The 17,003-nt window shown below is 61.6% G+C and carries 12 protein-coding genes; 3 read left to right on the plus strand and 9 right to left on the minus strand.

All coding sequences use genetic code 11. From position 1 onward, the window contains the following. Positions 1 to 44: 44 nt before the first annotated feature. From AWB64_RS13325 to AWB64_RS13345, 5 genes are all read right to left on the minus strand, one after another. The gene (locus AWB64_RS13325; RefSeq protein WP_060819595.1) at positions 45 to 1,736 is read right to left on the minus strand and encodes an ATP-binding response regulator; all 1,692 of its coding nucleotides are present in this window, start codon (positions 1,734 to 1,736) and stop codon (positions 45 to 47) included. Between the two features lie 3 nt (positions 1,737 to 1,739). Beyond that, a complete protein-coding gene (locus AWB64_RS13330) occupies positions 1,740 to 2,738 on the minus strand; it encodes an ATP-binding SpoIIE family protein phosphatase (protein ID WP_060819597.1) in 999 nt (332 codons plus the stop codon). Further along, a complete protein-coding gene (locus AWB64_RS13335; protein ID WP_244164057.1) occupies positions 2,723 to 3,043 on the minus strand; it encodes an ATP-binding protein in 321 nt (106 codons plus the stop codon). The genes AWB64_RS13330 and AWB64_RS13335 overlap by 16 nt, the downstream gene beginning before the upstream one ends. A gap of 86 nt (positions 3,044 to 3,129) precedes the next feature. Then, complete coding sequence (locus AWB64_RS13340; protein ID WP_060819601.1) at positions 3,130 to 3,516, minus strand: STAS domain-containing protein; 387 nt, start codon at positions 3,514 to 3,516, stop codon at positions 3,130 to 3,132. A gap of 2 nt (positions 3,517 to 3,518) precedes the next feature. After that, complete coding sequence (locus AWB64_RS13345; protein ID WP_060819602.1) at positions 3,519 to 4,385, minus strand: STAS domain-containing protein; 867 nt, start codon at positions 4,383 to 4,385, stop codon at positions 3,519 to 3,521. Between the two features lie 466 nt (positions 4,386 to 4,851). Between AWB64_RS13345 and AWB64_RS13350 the strand changes: the two genes are divergently transcribed. Next, positions 4,852 to 7,236: a hybrid sensor histidine kinase/response regulator gene (locus AWB64_RS13350; RefSeq protein WP_060819604.1), complete on the plus strand. Its 2,385-nt coding sequence runs from the start codon at positions 4,852 to 4,854 to the stop codon at positions 7,234 to 7,236. A gap of 83 nt (positions 7,237 to 7,319) precedes the next feature. On the opposite strand, the gene AWB64_RS13355 is transcribed toward AWB64_RS13350, so the two are convergent. Beyond that, positions 7,320 to 8,762: a short-chain fatty acid transporter gene (locus AWB64_RS13355; RefSeq protein WP_060819606.1), complete on the minus strand. Its 1,443-nt coding sequence runs from the start codon at positions 8,760 to 8,762 to the stop codon at positions 7,320 to 7,322. Positions 8,763 to 8,829: 67 nt separating this feature from the next. Further along, on the minus strand, positions 8,830 to 12,165 hold the full coding sequence (locus AWB64_RS13360; RefSeq protein WP_060819607.1) for a molybdopterin-dependent oxidoreductase: 3,336 nt from the start codon (positions 12,163 to 12,165) through the stop codon (positions 8,830 to 8,832). Positions 12,166 to 12,263: 98 nt separating this feature from the next. Here AWB64_RS13360 and AWB64_RS13365 point away from each other — a divergent pair, with 98 nt between their 5' ends. Next, positions 12,264 to 13,172: a LysR family transcriptional regulator gene (locus tag AWB64_RS13365; protein ID WP_060819609.1), complete on the plus strand. Its 909-nt coding sequence runs from the start codon at positions 12,264 to 12,266 to the stop codon at positions 13,170 to 13,172. Positions 13,173 to 13,209: 37 nt separating this feature from the next. On the opposite strand, the gene dld is transcribed toward AWB64_RS13365, so the two are convergent. Next, positions 13,210 to 14,949: a D-lactate dehydrogenase gene (gene dld / locus AWB64_RS13370; protein WP_060819611.1), complete on the minus strand. Its 1,740-nt coding sequence runs from the start codon at positions 14,947 to 14,949 to the stop codon at positions 13,210 to 13,212. Positions 14,950 to 15,103: 154 nt separating this feature from the next. On the opposite strand from dld, the gene AWB64_RS13375 reads away from it, so the two are divergent. Further along, positions 15,104 to 16,012: a LysR family transcriptional regulator gene (locus tag AWB64_RS13375; protein ID WP_060819613.1), complete on the plus strand. Its 909-nt coding sequence runs from the start codon at positions 15,104 to 15,106 to the stop codon at positions 16,010 to 16,012. On the opposite strand, the gene AWB64_RS13380 is transcribed toward AWB64_RS13375, so the two are convergent. Further along, complete coding sequence (locus tag AWB64_RS13380; RefSeq protein WP_060819615.1) at positions 16,013 to 16,912, minus strand: DMT family transporter; 900 nt, start codon at positions 16,910 to 16,912, stop codon at positions 16,013 to 16,015. Between the last annotated feature and the right edge of the window lie 91 nt (positions 16,913 to 17,003).

Below are 17,003 nucleotides of genomic sequence, written 5' to 3' on the forward strand. Positions count from 1 at the left end.
ACTTTTTGATTGGAACGGCGGTTCGCCGAAAATGCCGCAATCGCTTACGAAGAAGTGATCTGTGCGGGAGGGAGCGTTTCCATCAGTTCGAATATCTTGTCGACCGGCACTGGCTTGGCGAAATAAAAGTCAAAACCGGCTTCTATTGCCTCCTTGTGAAACTCCGCCGTGGCGTATCCACTCAGGGCGATCAATGTCAGCGGCGACGCGTTGAACCTGTCGCGCAAGCTCACCGCAACATCGAAACCGGACATGTCAGGCAAGCCGATATCGACAATCGCCACGGTCGGCACGAACGATGTTTCCGGCGACAACGCCGATTTTCCGTCAAGCGCCACGCGGCACTCGTGACCGTTCATGGACAACAGGGTTTCCAGCGCGCACACCGAGTCTTCGTTGTCGTCAACGAGCAGAACTCTCTGGGCGTGGCCGCCGTAACCCGCCGTGATGCTCGCCGTTTCGTCCGGCGCCAGGTCGTGCGCGCGCGGCAGTTCGACCACGAACGTACTGCCTCGCCCGGTCCCGGCACTGTGCACGCTGACCGTGCCGCCATGATCGCGCACGAGACGCTGGACCACCGTCAATCCAATGCCGAGTCCCGCCTCCTGACGGGCAAGGCCCATCGACGCCTGCGCGAAGAGATCGAATACCCGAGGCAGCATGTCGGCGTCGATGCCCATGCCGCAATCGATCACCTCGACGCGCACGGTGCTTTCGTCGAAACCCGCGCGGATCCGGATTTCACCGGCTTCCAGGGTATAGCGCGCCGCGTTGTGAATGATATTGCTGAGCACCTGCTTCAGCCGTCCAACGTCGACACGCACCATCACCGGCTCAAGCGGATACTCCACCGTCACCCGGTGTCCGTATCGGGCCACTTCCGCCGAAGTCATCTCCACCGCGCCGTCGATCAGCGTACTGATCCGCACGATCTCGGTCTTCAGTTCTACCTTGCCGCGAGTCAGCCGCGCCACGTCGAGCAGGTCGTTGACCATGTGCGAAAGATGCTGCGTCTGGCGGCCGATCACGGCGAAGGTGCGAGCATGCATGTCGCTGACGGGTTCCGTGGAACGCTGCGCCACTTCGAGCGACAAGGAAATCGCGGACAGGGGATTGCGCAGTTCGTGCGCAAGCATGGCGAGAAATTCGTTCTTGCGCGCGTCCGCGTCCTCGAGTTCAGCCTTGTTGCGCCGCAGTTCCTCAAGCGCGAGCAGCATGTCGCGGTTTTGCCGTTCCAGTTCCTCAACGGGCGTCTGCGCTTTCCTGCGCATCAGTTGCTCGACCAGTCCGTTCAACTGCGTGGTCGTCAGGCGCGCAGTATCGCGGGGAAGCAGCATTTCCAGCGATACCGTCGTGCCCTGACCCGGCCCGGACGTGATGAAGAAGCCATCGGCCATGCGCCGGCTGCCAGGAATGCCGATGCCCGATGACTTTCCGCGGTAAGCCGCATCAGCCAGGAGTTCATCGAGATTTGCAATGCCCGGACCTTTATCCGTGATCTGCGCGACCACGCATTGCATGTTGATCGCCTCGCTGGCGTCGCCAACAAGAAAGGTCAGCGTGCCGCCTCCGGCGAACTGGACCGCATTGCGCGCAATCTCCGAAATGGCGGTGATGAAACGCGTGCGTTGCAGATTGTCGAGACCGAACAGTTCGCCTACCTGACGCGACCGGTCGCGGATCGCGACAAGGCTGAGATTGCTGCTGATCGGCGTGGAAAGGATTCGATGAAGCATGGGTCAAGCCGCCTTGATGACGACGACGGTGGCATCGTCCAGATCACGCGCGAAGTCGCGATGCAGCACGGCGGCAATCAGGCTCGGATGATGTTGAATCAAACCGGGATGCCGGGTGAGATTCCAGCGCGTCGAAAGGCCGTCGGTAGTGAGGATCATCGCGCTGCGAGCGGTCCAGGTCACCTCGGCCTCGCGCACCAGACGCATGTTGTAGCCAACGGTGCCGTCGGTCGACAGCAGGTGCTGGCTCGATTCGCCCGACGCGACAATGCCGACAATATTGCCAACGCCCGCGAACTTGACCACGCCGGCGGCGGTATCGATTTGCGCAACCGCCATCACTGCGCCGCGAGTCGCCTTCAGGCCCTGGTGTGCGCTGCGAAGAATGCTGCCGGGAGAATCGGCCTTGCCGGATTGGCGAAAGATTTCGACGGCCCGCTGGGATGCGTCCGAAGCAAGCGGTCCATGTCCAAGGCCATCGAGCACGACGGCGCGCAACTGGCCTTCCTGTTCCTCGACGGCCCATGCGTCGCCGCAGACTTCCTGGCCCGCCTTGGGTGTGGATCGGGCGCCGATCGAATAGCGCGAGGCGCCGGCTGTCGCAGAGCGTCCGTTCTGTATTCGGGCAAGCACTGCGGTGCCGGCGCCGGCAACCGAATAAACATCGAACAGGTGCGATTGCCGCGACATGGTGCCAAGTCCCGCACCGAGACTGCCGCCGGTCGAAAATCCGTCGCGCCGGGCTGTATCGAGGTTCGCGATGCCTGGCCCGCGGTCGAGCGCGAGCAGTTCAATGCCAAGCGTCTCGCCGTCTGCATAGCGTCGCAGCAGAATTTCGCCGCGATCCGCGTACTTGATGATGTTGGTCGCCGCTTCGGTGACGACCAGCGCGGCGTCGGCCTGATAGCGCTCTGCAAACCCAAGGTTCTGAGCGAGCTTGATCGCCGCGCGGCGCGCCTCGGATACGCCGCTTTGATCGGTGAGACTCAGCGCCGCTTCCATTGAGTAATGCTCACTGTTGTCCCGCCGTTGACGGTCGACGTAATTTCGAAATCGTTGACAAGGCGCCGCGCGCCGCCCAGTCCCAATCCCATGCTTTTAGCCGTGCTGTAACCGTCCTCCAGCGCCCGGTCAATATCAGCAATCCCCGGACCTTGATCCGTGAATACGAGCTTGATGCCGGTGCGTCCATTGTGCTCGACCTCGATGATCGTGACCGTGCCCCCCTTGCCGTGGACCAGCGTGTTTCGCGCGAGCTCGCTCGCCGCCGTCACGAACTTGGTCCGCTCCAGCGTGCCGAATGCCATCTTCGTCGCGAGTTCCTGGATGAATTTGCGCGCGCCGTTGACTTGATCGGACGTGCGAATTTCCAGAACGGCGGGGCTCAGCGCAACTATGAGGGTTCTCCCGTTTGATCCGCCGCGTCATCGAGCGACTGGCGCAGCAGCGCCATGCCCTTGTCGACATCGAGCGCCGTGCGGATCCCTTTCAGCGACATCCCGAGCTCGACCAGCGTGATCGCCACGGCCGGCCGCATGCCCACCAGTACCGTGGCTGCGTCGAGCACGCGCGCCATGGCGGCGATGTGTCCGAGCGTCCGGCCAATGAACGAGTCGACAATCTCGAGCGCCGAGATATCGATCAGTACGCCCCGCGCGCGCGTCTGCTCTATGCGCGAAGTCAGGTCGTCCTGAAGATTCAATACCAGCTCGTCATGGAGTTCGACCTGGATCGATACAAGCAGAAAATCGCCAAGCTTCAGAACCGGAATTTGCTCCATACCTATTCGCCCGTTCTGGCGCTGCCGAGCTTGCTTACTGTCAAGCCGACCCGGCGCAGCGCGATCTTCAGCGCTTCAGCTAGCGTGGCTTTGGTCACGACGTCCCCCAGATCCACGCCCAGATGTACGATCGTTTGTGCAATTTGCGGGCGGATGCCGCTGATGATGCACTCGGCGCCCATCAGGCGAGCGGCCGCGACGGTCTTGAGCAAATGCTGCGCGACCAGTGTGTCGACGGTCGGCACGCCAGTGATGTCGATGATCGCGATCGCGGCTTCGTTTTCCACTATTGAATCAAGCAGGCTCTCCATGACGACCTGAGTGCGTTCGCTGTCGAGCGTGCCAATAAGCGGAAGCGCGACGATTGAATCCCACAGCTTGACGACCGGTGTGGTGAGGTCGAGCAGTTCCTGCTGCTGCCGTTCTATGATTTGCTGGCGGCTTTTCTGGTACTCGGACACGGTGACCAGGCCGAGCTTGTCCAGCACTTGCGTCAGTTTCCAGAATTCCGAGTTGAGACTGTCCGCGTCCGCTCCGGATTGGCGAAGACCCTCGAACAACGGCTTCTTAAGCGAAAAAACGAAGGTTGCAGTTTCTTCCGGAGAGAAACCCTGCACGACGCGCTCGCGCGATAACTTCGCCAGGTGACTCCGCACGTCGTTCCACTCAGCCCCGGTCATTTCCTCGTCGTAGTCATTTTTGACCGCGTTCGCGAATATCGACAAAAATGCGCGCGAAGCTTCCTTGACGTCAGCCTCCGACAGCAGGTCCTGCCGCGCACCACCCGAAAGTTGCTCGGCGATCCACGTTGTAAGTATTTTTGCTTCGTCTTTGACTAAAACTTCGCTTAAACCAGCGCGCTTGCTCAAGTGTTTCTCCTAATCGCTATTCACGGATGTTTTGCGGCATGTGATTATATGGGACAATCTCAAAAATCCCGATTCGGACCCAGGATCTTTCGTGTTGTAACGGCCTGGTTCAATTCAGCGCGTTCCTGGCGCTTCGATTCGCGGGACGACGATTCTCCGGTCTTGCATCGCGCCAGACCTGCTAGATCCGCTGGACCGGTCATCAGGCCAGTTCGCGACTTTGAGCGACTTCATTGCGCTCGCCTTGGCCGCTCTCTCATTTCCGCGAGAATCGCGATCTTGCTCGTCTTGCAACTTGCGTGGCCGGTTCGCACTTTACAAACATCGCCTGTATTACCCTTGTTGCCCGATGACGCAGCGCGCCGGCAATTGACGTGTGCATGCCCTATACTACTTTTCCAACTATTGTCCACCCGGCAACATTTCTTTCGCTTTGTTTCCAACCGCTGCAAGTGCGTCCACGAATATGACCTTAAATACCAGCGGCAGCCTCGGCGATGTCAACAGCGAACATCGCTACGAACTGCTCGTGACGAGCGTCAGTGACTATGCAATCTATATGCTGGATCCAACCGGCCACGTGGTCAGCTGGAATACGGGCGCGCGGCGGTTCAAGGGGTACGAGAAGGACGAGATCCTCGGGCAACACTTCTCGGTCTTCTATACGGAAGAGGACCGGGTCGCGGGAAAGCCGGCACTCGCGCTCAGCACAGCGCAGGCCGACGGGAGATTCGAGGGTGAGGGATGGCGTGTGCGTAAAGACGGCTCACGCTTTTGGGCTAGTGTCGTCGTTGACCGGATTATCGACGCGACGGGTACGTTTGTCGGCTTCGCCAAGATTACCCGGGACATTACCGAACGCAAGGCGGCCCACGAGGCGTTGCGCGTGAGCGAGGAACAGTTCCGGCTGCTCGTTCAGGGCGTGACCGACTATGCCATCTACATGCTTTCCCCAACCGGCGAGGTCACGAACTGGAACGCAGGCGCGGCGCGCATCAAAGGCTATACGGACAAGGAAGTTATCGGCACGCATTTCGAGCGGTTTTATACAGAGGCCGACCGCGCCAGCGGATTGCCGGCCCGCGCACTCGCCGCGGCCAAGCGAGACGGCCGGTTCGAACATGAGGGCTGGCGCGTACGGAAGGACGGGAGCACCTTTTGGGCGCATGCTGTCGTTGACATCATCCGCGATGGAACCGGCCGGCACATCGGGTTCGCCAAGGTCACGCGCGATATCACCGAGCGCAAGCATGCGGCCGAAGCTTTGGAACGCGCCAATGCGGCATTGGCCCAGTCGCAGAAAATGGAAGCGATCGGACGCCTTACAGGCGGTGTCGCACACGATTTCAACAACCTCTTGCAGGTGATCAGCGGAAATTTGCAACTCCTCGCGCAAGACGTTGCGGGAATGGGCAGACCCGAGCAGCGCGTGCGCAACGCACTGGCGGGCGTGACACGCGGCGCCAAGCTCGCTGCCCAACTGCTGGCTTTCGGCCGGCGCCAGCCGCTCGCGCCAAAGGTGGTGAACCTTGGCCGCTTCATACGCAATCTCGACGACATGTTCAGACGCGCCCTCGGTGACGGCATACAGGTGGAGACCGTTGTTTCGGGGGGATTGTGGAATACGTTTGTCGATCCGTATCAAGTGGAACACGCCATCTTGAATCTCGCGATCAACGGACGTGACGCAATGCAGGGACATGGGCGCCTGACCATCGAGGCGGGCAACGCCGCGCTGGACGACAATTATGTCCGGAGCAACCCCGGCGCGGAGACGGGCCAGTACGTGATGGTCGCGGTCACCGATACGGGTTCGGGCATAGCGCCGGACTTGATGGAACGGGTGCTCGAACCTTTCTTCACGACCAAGCCGGAAGGTCAGGGCACGGGCCTCGGATTGAGCATGGTATATGGCTTCGTCAAGCAATCGGGCGGCCATCTCAAGCTTTATAGCGAAGTGGGTCACGGCACAACGGTGCGAATCTACCTGCCGCGGGCCCTGCAGGAAGAAGACACCGTCGTCGAGATAGACGCAGGGCCGGTCACCGGCGGCAGCGAAACGATCCTTGTTGCGGAAGACGACGAGGACGTGCGCCGCACGGTCGTGGAACTCTTGTCCAATCTCGGCTACCGGATACTCCTAGCCAAGGACGCAATGAGCGCGCTGGCGATCATCGAGAGTGGCGTGCCTATCGATCTGCTGTTCACCGACGTGGTCATGCCGGGCAGCTTGAGCAGTCCGGAGCTGGCACGCAAGGCTCGTGAGCGGCTTCCAAGTATTGGCGTCCTCTTCACGTCCGGCTACACGCAAAACGCGATAGTGCATGGGGGCAAGCTCGACCCGGGCGTCGAGTTGCTGAGCAAGCCCTATTCGCGTGAAGCGCTAGCCCGCAAGATTCGTCATGTGCTGCGCAACCAGGAGCAACGCGAGGCGGCGGCTGCGGCGCTCTCTGCGGCTAAACCTGCAACCGCCCATTTGCCCGCGGCGTTCGCCTCGCAGCAGGTACTGCTCGTAGAAGACGACGATCTGGTGCGCGCCGGAACGATAGAAATGTTGAACCGTCTTGGAATCGCTCCCTTGCAAGCTGCCAACGGCGCCGCGGCAATGAGCGTCCTGGAAGCACAACCAGTCGACGTGCTGATTGTCGACATCGGATTGCCGGATATTTCCGGTATTGACCTGGCGATCAACGCCAGCAGCCGCTTCCGCCAGTTGCGCATTGTCGTCGCGTCCGGGTACGACATTGTCCTGAGCCCGGAACAGCGCACGATGCTGCCAACGGCTCGCATTCTGCGAAAGCCCTATGACGCGCTGGATCTGTCGCGTGTCCTGGGTTCGCATTCCGACTGAAAAATCGGAATTGGCCCGGGCGCCGGTCCAGCGGTGTCGCATTGACTCGAGCGCGATTCAACGGACTCGCGCTTTTTCCACAGTTACATTGTCCGCGGCACGAATTCGAGCGTACCGGCGAGCACGGTCAGAAGAATCAAGACGAGCGGCACATGGACGATCAACTGCGTGAACGTGAATCCCACGATATCCCGCGCGCGCAATCCGAGCACGCCGAGCAGCGGCAGCATCCAGAACGGATTGATCAGGTTCGGCAATGCCTCGGCCGCGTTGTACACCTGCACGGCCCAGCCAAGATGCACGCGCAGGTCGCTCGCCGCCTGCATCACATACGGCGCTTCAATAATCCACTTGCCGCCGCCCGACGGCACGAAAAATCCCAGGATGGCGGAGTACGCGCCCATTACGGCCGGAAACGACATGTGCGACGACACTGAAACAAAGAACGCCGCGAGCACATGCGAAAGCGCCTCGCCGCCGGGGGCCGCCGCCTTCGTCAGCATGAACGCGATACCGCCGTATAACGGAAACTGGATCAGCACGCCCGCCACCGAAGGCACCGACGCTTTCACCGCCTGCAGGAACCGATACGGCCGCCAGTGCAGCAACATGCCGAGCATCAGGAACAGGAAGTTGTAGGTGTTGAGGTTCGAGATGGCGAGGAGCGGGTCCTTGCTCGAGAATTCATGAACGAGCCATCCAGCACCCAGCGCCACCAGTACGATGGTCAGCAGCGGACTGTGTTCGAGCCAGTCGCCCGGACGTTGGGCGCGTGCGGCTTGCATGGGCGCTTCGGACAGGTCCACGCCCAGATCCGCCGCGCTCACCACGCGTTCGTCGCGCGGCGACGAGAACCACGCAATGGCGAGCGAGACGACCGCGAGCGCCGCGGCCATGAGCATCGATTGCGGCAGGAAAATGGTCTGCGAGAAGGGCAGCACGCCCGTGATGTCGCTGATCGCCTTGGGCAGGCTCGCCGGATTCGCCTGCAGTTGCGCGGCGGCCGAACTCAGGCCGAGCGCCCAGGTTGCGCCCATGCCGAGATACGCCGCTGCGCCGGCCGCGCGATAGTCCATGGCGAGATCGCCGCGGCGTGCCAGCGCCCGCGCGAGCAGGCCGCTGAAGATCAGGCTGATCGCCCAGTTGAACATCGACAGGACAATGCTGACCAGCGCGACGAACGTGATCGCGGCGCGCCCCGAGCGCGGCAGGCGGGTAAGCATCGCGATGAGTCTCGACGCCGGCGTGGAAACGGCGACCACGTAGCCGGTAATCGCGATCATCGCCATTTGCATGGTGAAGGGAATCAGGCTCCAGAAACCATCGCCGAACGTCTGCGCAACCTGGGTTGCAGGCGCGCCGATGGCGAGTGCCCCGAGCGCCACGGCGGCTACCGCGATGGCCGCGAAAACGTAGGCATCGGGGAACCAGCGTTCCGACCAGCGCGCAACAGCAATGGCAACGCGTTCAAGGAAGCCGCTCCCGGAGGGCGGCGCGGTTCTTTCGAGCGTGGTCGTGTTTTTCATGGGTTCTCGCTTGGGCGTGGTAGTGGTAGTAATCGTGGAAATGGCGTCATGGGATTTCGAGGCGTGCTCATGCATCGATTTCCAGATCGGAAACGGGAATGGCCTGGCAACCGAGCAACATGCCGGGTTCGTCAGGCGCTTCGCCGTTAAGGTGCGCCGCGTCGCCCTTGATCAGGCGAACGGCGCAGCTTTCGCATTGCCCGACGCGGCAACCGCTTGGCATCGCGATGCCCAGTTTTTCGGCAAACTCCAGCAGCGTTCCGGATACCGGCTGCCACTGCGCCACGCGGCCGCTGCGTCGAAACGTGACGGTATGCGTGCGCTCACCTGCGGGAAGGGCACGCGGCGGCGAGCGGAACTCCTCGTGGAATATGTCGAAGCCCGGCATGCCACGCGCAATAAGGCCGGTGCGCACGGCGTGCATCATTGGCGCGGGTCCGCACATGTAGACGCGCGCGCGCAGCCTGATGTGCTCGTCGGTCACCACGGCGTCGGTGATCCGTGCGCCGCCGTAGTAATCAATGACGTCCAGTTGCGGCAGTTCGGCGCGCAATGCCGCAAGGCGCGCCTTGAACGCATGTGTCGCGCTGCCCCGGTTTGCGTAATGCAATTCGATTTTCGGCGGCGCCGCGTCCATCAATACAAGTGTTTCGAGCTGGCTGATGAAAGGCGTAATGCCGATCCCGCCCGCGATCAGCACGACCGGTTGTGGCGACTGCAGGGGCAAGGTGAAGCGGCCGGCGGGCGCACGCAATTCCACCTGCGCGCCGCGTTCAATGCGCCTGTGCAGATGCGACGAAAGCGCGCCATGCCACTCCGCGCCGGTATCGTCAACGCCGCGCTGATGCCTGACCGCGATGCTGTAATGCGTTCGCGACTTTAGCCGCGCAGGCCCCGTCAGCGAATAAGCGCGTGCAAGCGGCTCCCCGCCATGTCCGGGATCGACGCGGATGGACACATGCTGGCCCGGCTGGAAATCGGGCAAGCCGCCGTGATCGGCGGGCGTGAGATCCAGGCCGATGACACCATCGGCGATCGGCTGGGTGTTGCTCACGATGAACGGACGCCATCCGGTCCAGCCACGGCGCGCGATATCAAATAGCGGATCGCGCGCGATGTCGCAGCGAAACGACCGCAGCGGCACGGAGCCGCTTGTCGGGTCCGCATGGTCCGACGAGATCAGGCCGTTGTAATGGCTGTTGCCCGGTCCGTCGAGCGTAAAGCCGGGTGCGCCAATCTCGGGACAGGCTTGCCACCAGCCGAATTCCGCGACAACGGTATCCGGTTGCAATGCATCGACCCGGCGTGCGATGAAGCGCGCGATACCGTTGCGCGTGGTGACGATCACCGGATCACCGTCCGCGATCTGGCGCGCCTGTGCAATGCCCGTGGCGATATCGAGCATGGGCTGCGGCGAGCGTTTCCTGAGCGACACGAGCGAGCGATGCTGGCTGTGGCAAAAATGGCCGTTCTTCGCCGAGGACAGAACGAAGGGAAAACGGCTTCCCGCGAGGTTCTCCTCGGCTGGTCTGACGAACCTCGGCAGCGGCGCTTGGCCGTGCCGGTGCAGCAACGCCGAATACAGTTCAACGCGCCCGGTTTCGGTCGCGAAACCCGTGGTTTCATAATGCTTTTCACGCTCGGGCAAGGGCATGCTGATACCACCGGGCTGCTCGCGAAGCTGCGCGACCGTAACCCCGAGCGGCGCGAGCATGTGATTCCATCCGGCTTCGAGAGAGCCGTCGAAGAAGTCGCGTTGCATGCCGAGCCGGCAAGCAAGGTCAAAGACAATCTCGTTGTCCGAGCGCGCTTCGTCTCGTGGCTCGACAAAGCGGCGGCGCAGTTGCACATGCGTTTGCGACGCCGCGTTCAATTCGAAGCCCACGCGCAAGCCCTCGCGTTCCCACGGCGTGCCGACCGGCAACAGGATGTCGGCGTAGCGTGCCGTGGGTGTTTCGAACAGATCGCAATGCACGTGAAATTCGAGCGCTTCCAGCGCGCGGCGCGCCGTTGAAATATCGGCCTGCGATGCGAGTGGATTTGCGCCAAAACCGAACATTGCGCGCACCGGATACGGCTCGCCTTCCAGAATGGCGCGATACGTATCGCGCGCGGTCACCCAGCCGTGCGCGGGCGGCCCCAGCGGACGCTCGGCAAGCCCGAGCGCCTTCTTGCGCTGCTCGGGTGCGAGTTGCGCGAGGTCGCTGATCGCATTCACGGGAAGCTTCGGATACAGGCGATTGCCGCCGGTTTTATCGAAGCAACCGGTCAGCGCGTACAAGACGGCCATGGCGCGTTCGGTCTGCGTTGCGTTGGTATGCTGTCCAACGCCTGACCACGCGTGATACGCAATCCTTTTCGACGACCCGATCAGCCGCGCCGCCGCAATAATGGTCTCAGCCGGAATGCTCGTGAGTTCCGACACATGCGCGGGCGTATATATCGCGGCTTCGCGCTCGAGCAATTCGAACGCCGGGTGACAGCGAATGCGGCCGTCAGCGGTGTCTATATCGAATGTGCCGCGCAGCGCGCCCTGCGTTCCAGTGCTCAGGCCTGCTGTGCCCCACGTCAGCACGCGGTTATCGGACGCGTTTGCATCCACGTCACGTTCGCGCAGGAACGCGCCATTGTCCTCGCGCACGAGAACCGGGCCATTGGTCCAGCGCCGCACGAAGGATTCGTCGTATTGGCCGTCCCGGATCAGCAGGTGGATCAGGCCGAGGGCAAGCGCGGCGTCGGTGCCGGGGCGCACGCGCAGCCATACCTCCGCCTGCTGCGCGAGCCCGGTCGGACGCGGGTCGACCACAAGCAGCTTCGCGCCGTTGGCGCGGCCGGCGCCCACAGCGTTCGCCTGCGCAAGCCACGCCGCCGCCGGATTGTGGCCCCACAACATGATGAGATCGGCGTGTTCCATGTCGGGCGTCGGCATGCCGCAGCCAAACGTGAACGCGTGCGCAAAGTCCTTGTGCCAGTTGCAAATCTCCGTGGCATAGCAAATATTCGGACTGCCATACAAACGCACGAACCGCTCGATCCAGTCGATGCTGTCCGACAACGGCGTGCCGCTTGGCGTGGTAATGGCGAACACGACGGACTCCGCGCCGCTTTCGCGCCGGATCGCGCTCAGGCGCTCGCTGACTTCGCTGAGCGCCTCGTCCCACGAAATGCGTTGCCAGCCCGGATCGGCGGCGTGCTTCGGGTTCGTGCGCCGAAGCGGATATTTCAGACGGTGCGGACTATGGACGAGCTCCGGCGCGGCGCGCCCCTTCATGCACATGGCCGAGCCTGTCGGATGCGACGGATCGGGGCGTACGCTGACCAGTTGCCCGTCGCGAACTGTATTGAGGGTGCCGCACCGTGAACGGCACAAGGTGCAGTAGCCCGGTGTTTCTATCGATTTCATCGGAGGGAATGCGTTGACGGGTGCTGAAAATCGATCCTAGGGTGGCCAAAATAATATTGATAATTCAAAATTAAGAACTTGCGATATTGGCAAAATCAATGGACTTCACGCTGCGGCAAATACGGTATTTCATTGCGACGGCCGAGACCGGGCAGATCTCGAAGGCAGCTTTGCGCTGCAATATTTCGCAATCGTCGATGACCATCGCGCTCAAGAGCCTGGAAGAAGCGCTTGGTGCCGAGTTGTTTATCCGGCATTCAAAAGGCTTGCGTTTAAGCGACGCTGGCGAGCGCTTCCTGCGTCACGCGCAGCAAATCGATGCCGCCGCCCGCCATGCCGCCGACGACATGCGCGAGCGGCCCGACGGGTTGTCGGGCACGCTGCGCATTGGCGTGACGGACACGATTTCGGCTTATTTGATGCCAACGCTGCAGCTTGCGCTCAAGCGGCGATTTCCGGATCTGTCGCTGGTGCTGTTCGAACGCGAACGCGTCGAGGTGGAGCAGGCTATTGTTGAAGGGCAGCTTGATCTGGGCATTGTGCTGGTTTCGAATGCGGCGCTTCGCGAAGATATAGAGGGCGAAACGCTGCTGCGTTCGGCGCGGCATTTGTGGGTCGCGCCCGATCATCCGCTCGCCGCGCTGGAGAGCGCATCACTCGCCGATGTCGCACATCATGACTTCCTGCTGCTCGACATGGACGAGCATGTGAATACGGCGCATCGCTATTGGGCGCATTGGGGATTGACGCCGCCGGTAGCCTTCCAGAGCAAGTCGATTGAAGGAATCCGAAGCATGGTGGCGCAGGGTGTGGGCGTGACGATCCTGTCGGACCTGGTCTACCGCCCGTGGTCGCTGGAAGGCGGCCGCATTGTGCGAAGGCCCGTTGTGAATGCGGTGCCGACAATGGATGTCGGCATCATCTGGGCCAGGGACAGGGGCTTTCCGCATCACGGCGATTCGCTGCGCGATTTCCTGCGCGTGACCTTGCGTGAATCGCGCAATTGAGCCTGTGGTCCGCGACTTCTCCATTTTTTAGATGAACCTAGAGCGCGGCCTCGCGGTACTTCGCGAACTTCGACGTTTGCCCGATCCCCGGGTTGAAGCAGTTGCAAGGATCAAGCTGCTTGTAAAACGCGGCGAGCTGGGGTTTCGCGTGGTACAGGTGACCCACATTGTGCTCCGCCGGATATTCGGCGCCGCGATCATCCAGCAGAGTCCACATCCTGTGTTCGACTTCAAGGCAATCGTTTCCCTTCTTCACGATGTAATCCTGATGGAAGACATGGCAGAGGAAGTGGCCGTAATACAGCTTGATTGCAATCGTCTCTTCAATCTCGGGCGGCAAGGTCTCGATCCAGTCGCGATCGTTGCGACGCAGCGCAATATCGAGCGCAACAATGTCCTCCACTTCCCGCGTATGCACGGCCCGGTAACGGACCGCTGCGCCAGCAGCGGCGAAACGGTGCAGGAATGCTTTCCGGCCTTCTTCGTCGGTACATTCGAAAAAGCCGCCCGTGGCGTTCTCAAAGTAGCTTGAGAGAAAGGCACGCGTTTCTTCGACACTTTCGGCCGCCACTTTCAACATTAGGTGATGTTCGTACTTGTCGCGATACTGCTTCATGCGCGCCGGCAGATGGCTTGGAAACAGCCGACTCGCAGCCTGCAACACGCGGTCGGTGAAGTGCGAAGGGGCAAATCCGATGCGGTCGAACAGTGCATCGAAACGGCTTTTCAGTCCGAACAGCGCGGGCAGCCTGGACGTGCCGAGATAATTGATTGCGAGGAAGGTATCCTTGCCGTACTCCTCCGCAATATCGAAGGCGTCGCGATGAAGATATTCGCCCGAGATCGGCAGGTGCTTGAACTCATGAAGCGCGTGACGGCGGATCTCAGTCAGTTCGTCGGGCCGGTTCGTGCCGATATAAAAGACCTTTGCGTCCTGATCGATTGGAAACGTGTCGAGCCTGACTGCGAACACCATCACCTTGCCGGCCGAGCCGGACGCTTCATGGAGCCGCTGCGGGTCCGCGTTGAATCGCGCGGGCGTCTCGGCATCGATCTCGCGCACATGAGCTGCATAACCATGGTCCGATCCCGCGCCCGCGTCATGCCGGATATCGACGTCTGAAAACTCGCCTCGGTCGAGCCGTCCAAGCATGTCGCCGGGCAATTCGCCGAGCTCGATTCCCAGATGGTTGACGAGATTCAGTTTGCCGGTTGCATCGACTTGCCCAAACAAAGCCATCTCCGTATACGCCGGGCCGCGATGCACCAACGCGCCGCCCGAGTTGTTGCACACACCACCGAAAACCGACGCGCCGATGCAACTCGAGCCGATCACCGAATGCGGTTCGCGGCCAAGCGGCTTCAGCGTTTTTTCCAACTGGTCGAGGGTTGCGCCTGGCAGGCAGACCACCTGCGTACCGTCATTGATGACGTACACGTTCTTCATGCGGCTCGTGCTGACGATCACGATGTCCCGGTCATAGTCGTTGCCATCGGGCGTCGAGCCGCCCGTGAGCCCTGTGTTAGACGCCTGCGTGATGACGATCACATTCGACGCGATGCACGCCTGCAGCACGTTCCATTGTTCGGCGATCGTCCCGGGACGCACCACCGCCAGCGCCTTGCCGGCGCCAAAACGAAAGCCTGTGCGGTAGCGGCGGGTTGCGCCTTCATCGGTCAGCGTGTGCTTCTTGCCGACAATGCCGCGCAATGTCGCGATCAACTTGCTGGCCGCGTCGGCCGGGAGTGTTGCCAGTGGTGCGCGTGCTGTTGACATTGGAATCTCCTGAGAAAAGTTGGACGTGATCCGCTGCCGCTATCTCCAACCGACCTGGCTGCGGCGTTTCAGCGCATCGGGTTGACTCAAAGGTTAAAATCAGCGCGGTCATTCGTCCAATATCTTGCGAACACATTTTGGAGACGAAAAAGATATGGAATTTCGTCAGTTACGCTATTTCCTTGCCGTCGCGGAGCATCTGCATTTCACCGATGCAGCCGCGCATCTCGGGATTGCCCAGCCGCCCTTGAGTCAGCAGATCCTGAAGCTCGAGCGGGAAATCGGCACACGTCTATTCATCCGGCATCCGCGCCGCGTGGAACTGACTGAAGCGGGACGGCTCTTTCGCGCGAGCGCGCGGCGGATCGTGGATGACGCGCAGCAGGCGTTTGTGGATGTGCAGAATGCGGGACGCGGCGAGACGGGCCGGCTGTCGCTCGGGTTCGCGGGTTCCACGGTATTTCATCCAATGGTGGCGACGACGATGCAGCACTATCGGCATGCATATGAGCGCGTCGCGATCAGTTGCGAAGAAAGCAATAGCGCGGCCTTGCTCGACAAGGTCGCCGAGCGGCAACTCGACGCTGCCCTCGTGCGCATGCCGCTCAACTGCCGGGACTTGATCGTCGAACCGCTGGCCGACGAAGCCATGCTGGCGGTACTGCCGGCGAACCATCGCTTGAACCTGCGGCGGCGCGTCGATCTGGCGAACCTTGCCGATGATCCGTTCATTCTCTTTCCACGCCCAATCGGTCCTGATCTATACGACTCGATCATCAGCGCCTGCCGCGAAGCGGGCTTCGCTCCCTCGATCAGCATGGAGTCGCCACAAATATCGTCGGCAGCCAATCTTGTTGCGGCGGGGTTCGGCGTTGCGGTGGTTCCCGCGTCGATCCGGCAGATCCAGGTCGAAGGAGTGTCGTATCACGAACTGCAGGGCAAGCCACTTTCGACTGGCATTGCGCTGGTTCATAGACCACGCGAAAAATCGGCGACCGTGCTGAACTTCGTCAAGATCTTGAGGCAGCAGCGACTGGCCGCGCGCGTTGGCGGCAGCGCCTGATCACGGCCGCCCTGCGGTTGCAATCGCGACGCCTACTATTGCGACTGCCATCGCCCACCACGCCGTTGAGGGTAAAACTTCGCCCAGCATTGCGTAGGACATCAACGCAGCCCCTGGCGGCACGAAGAAGAACAGGGACGCTACTTGCGACACCTTGCCCGCGCGCGTCATGGCAAGCAGCAGCGTGATGGCGATCAGCGAGTTGCCGATCACGAGGTACAGGAGCGTGGCGACGAACGCGCCGGTCCATTGAACGTGCATCGTTTCGAACGAGACGGACAAAGGCGCGCAAATCGCAAAACCAATGGCGTACTGGATCAGATTCGCGCTCAGCGGGTCCTGGCGCGTACCGAAGCGCTTCTCGTAAAGCATTGCGGCGGTCATGCCGGCGAGCGCGCCGGCCGCCAGAAGCAACGCGCTCAATGACTGGACTTCCACATGGCCGCGCGCCGCGATCACACCGGCCGCGCCGGCCAGGCCGAGTACCAGCCCAATCCACTTGCGGGCGCTGACGCGTTCGGCAACCAGCACGGGTGCGAGCACGCCGACAATGATCGGCTGCAACGACACCACGAGAGCAAGAACGGTTGACGAAAGGCTCGCTGTCAACGACAGATAGCTCAAGCCGAAGTACATCACCTGAACCAGAAAGCCGGTCACGGCCAGATGCATCCACGCTCGTGCGGTGCGTGGCCAGACAGGACGCCGCCATACGCACAGCACGAGCAGCACGGCCACGCTCAACGCGAAGCGGATGGACAGGAAGGCGAGCGGCGTTGCGTAACGAAGGCCGATCTTCGCGATCGGAAAGCCGGCCGACCACAGGACGAGAAATATTGCCGGCGCCGCTGCAATGAGCCAGCGGCGCTCCGCCGATGCCGGGACTGATGCCTGATCCATCTCAGTTGTTCTCCTGTAGCGACACGCATGATTGCAACCCAGGACGCGGCGCGTGACAAGCGCTGTTTATCGGCCATTGTTTGCGCGAATC

The sequence above is a fragment of the Caballeronia sordidicola genome, from assembly GCF_001544455.2.
In the GTDB taxonomy this organism is placed as follows: domain Bacteria; phylum Pseudomonadota; class Gammaproteobacteria; order Burkholderiales; family Burkholderiaceae; genus Caballeronia; species Caballeronia sordidicola.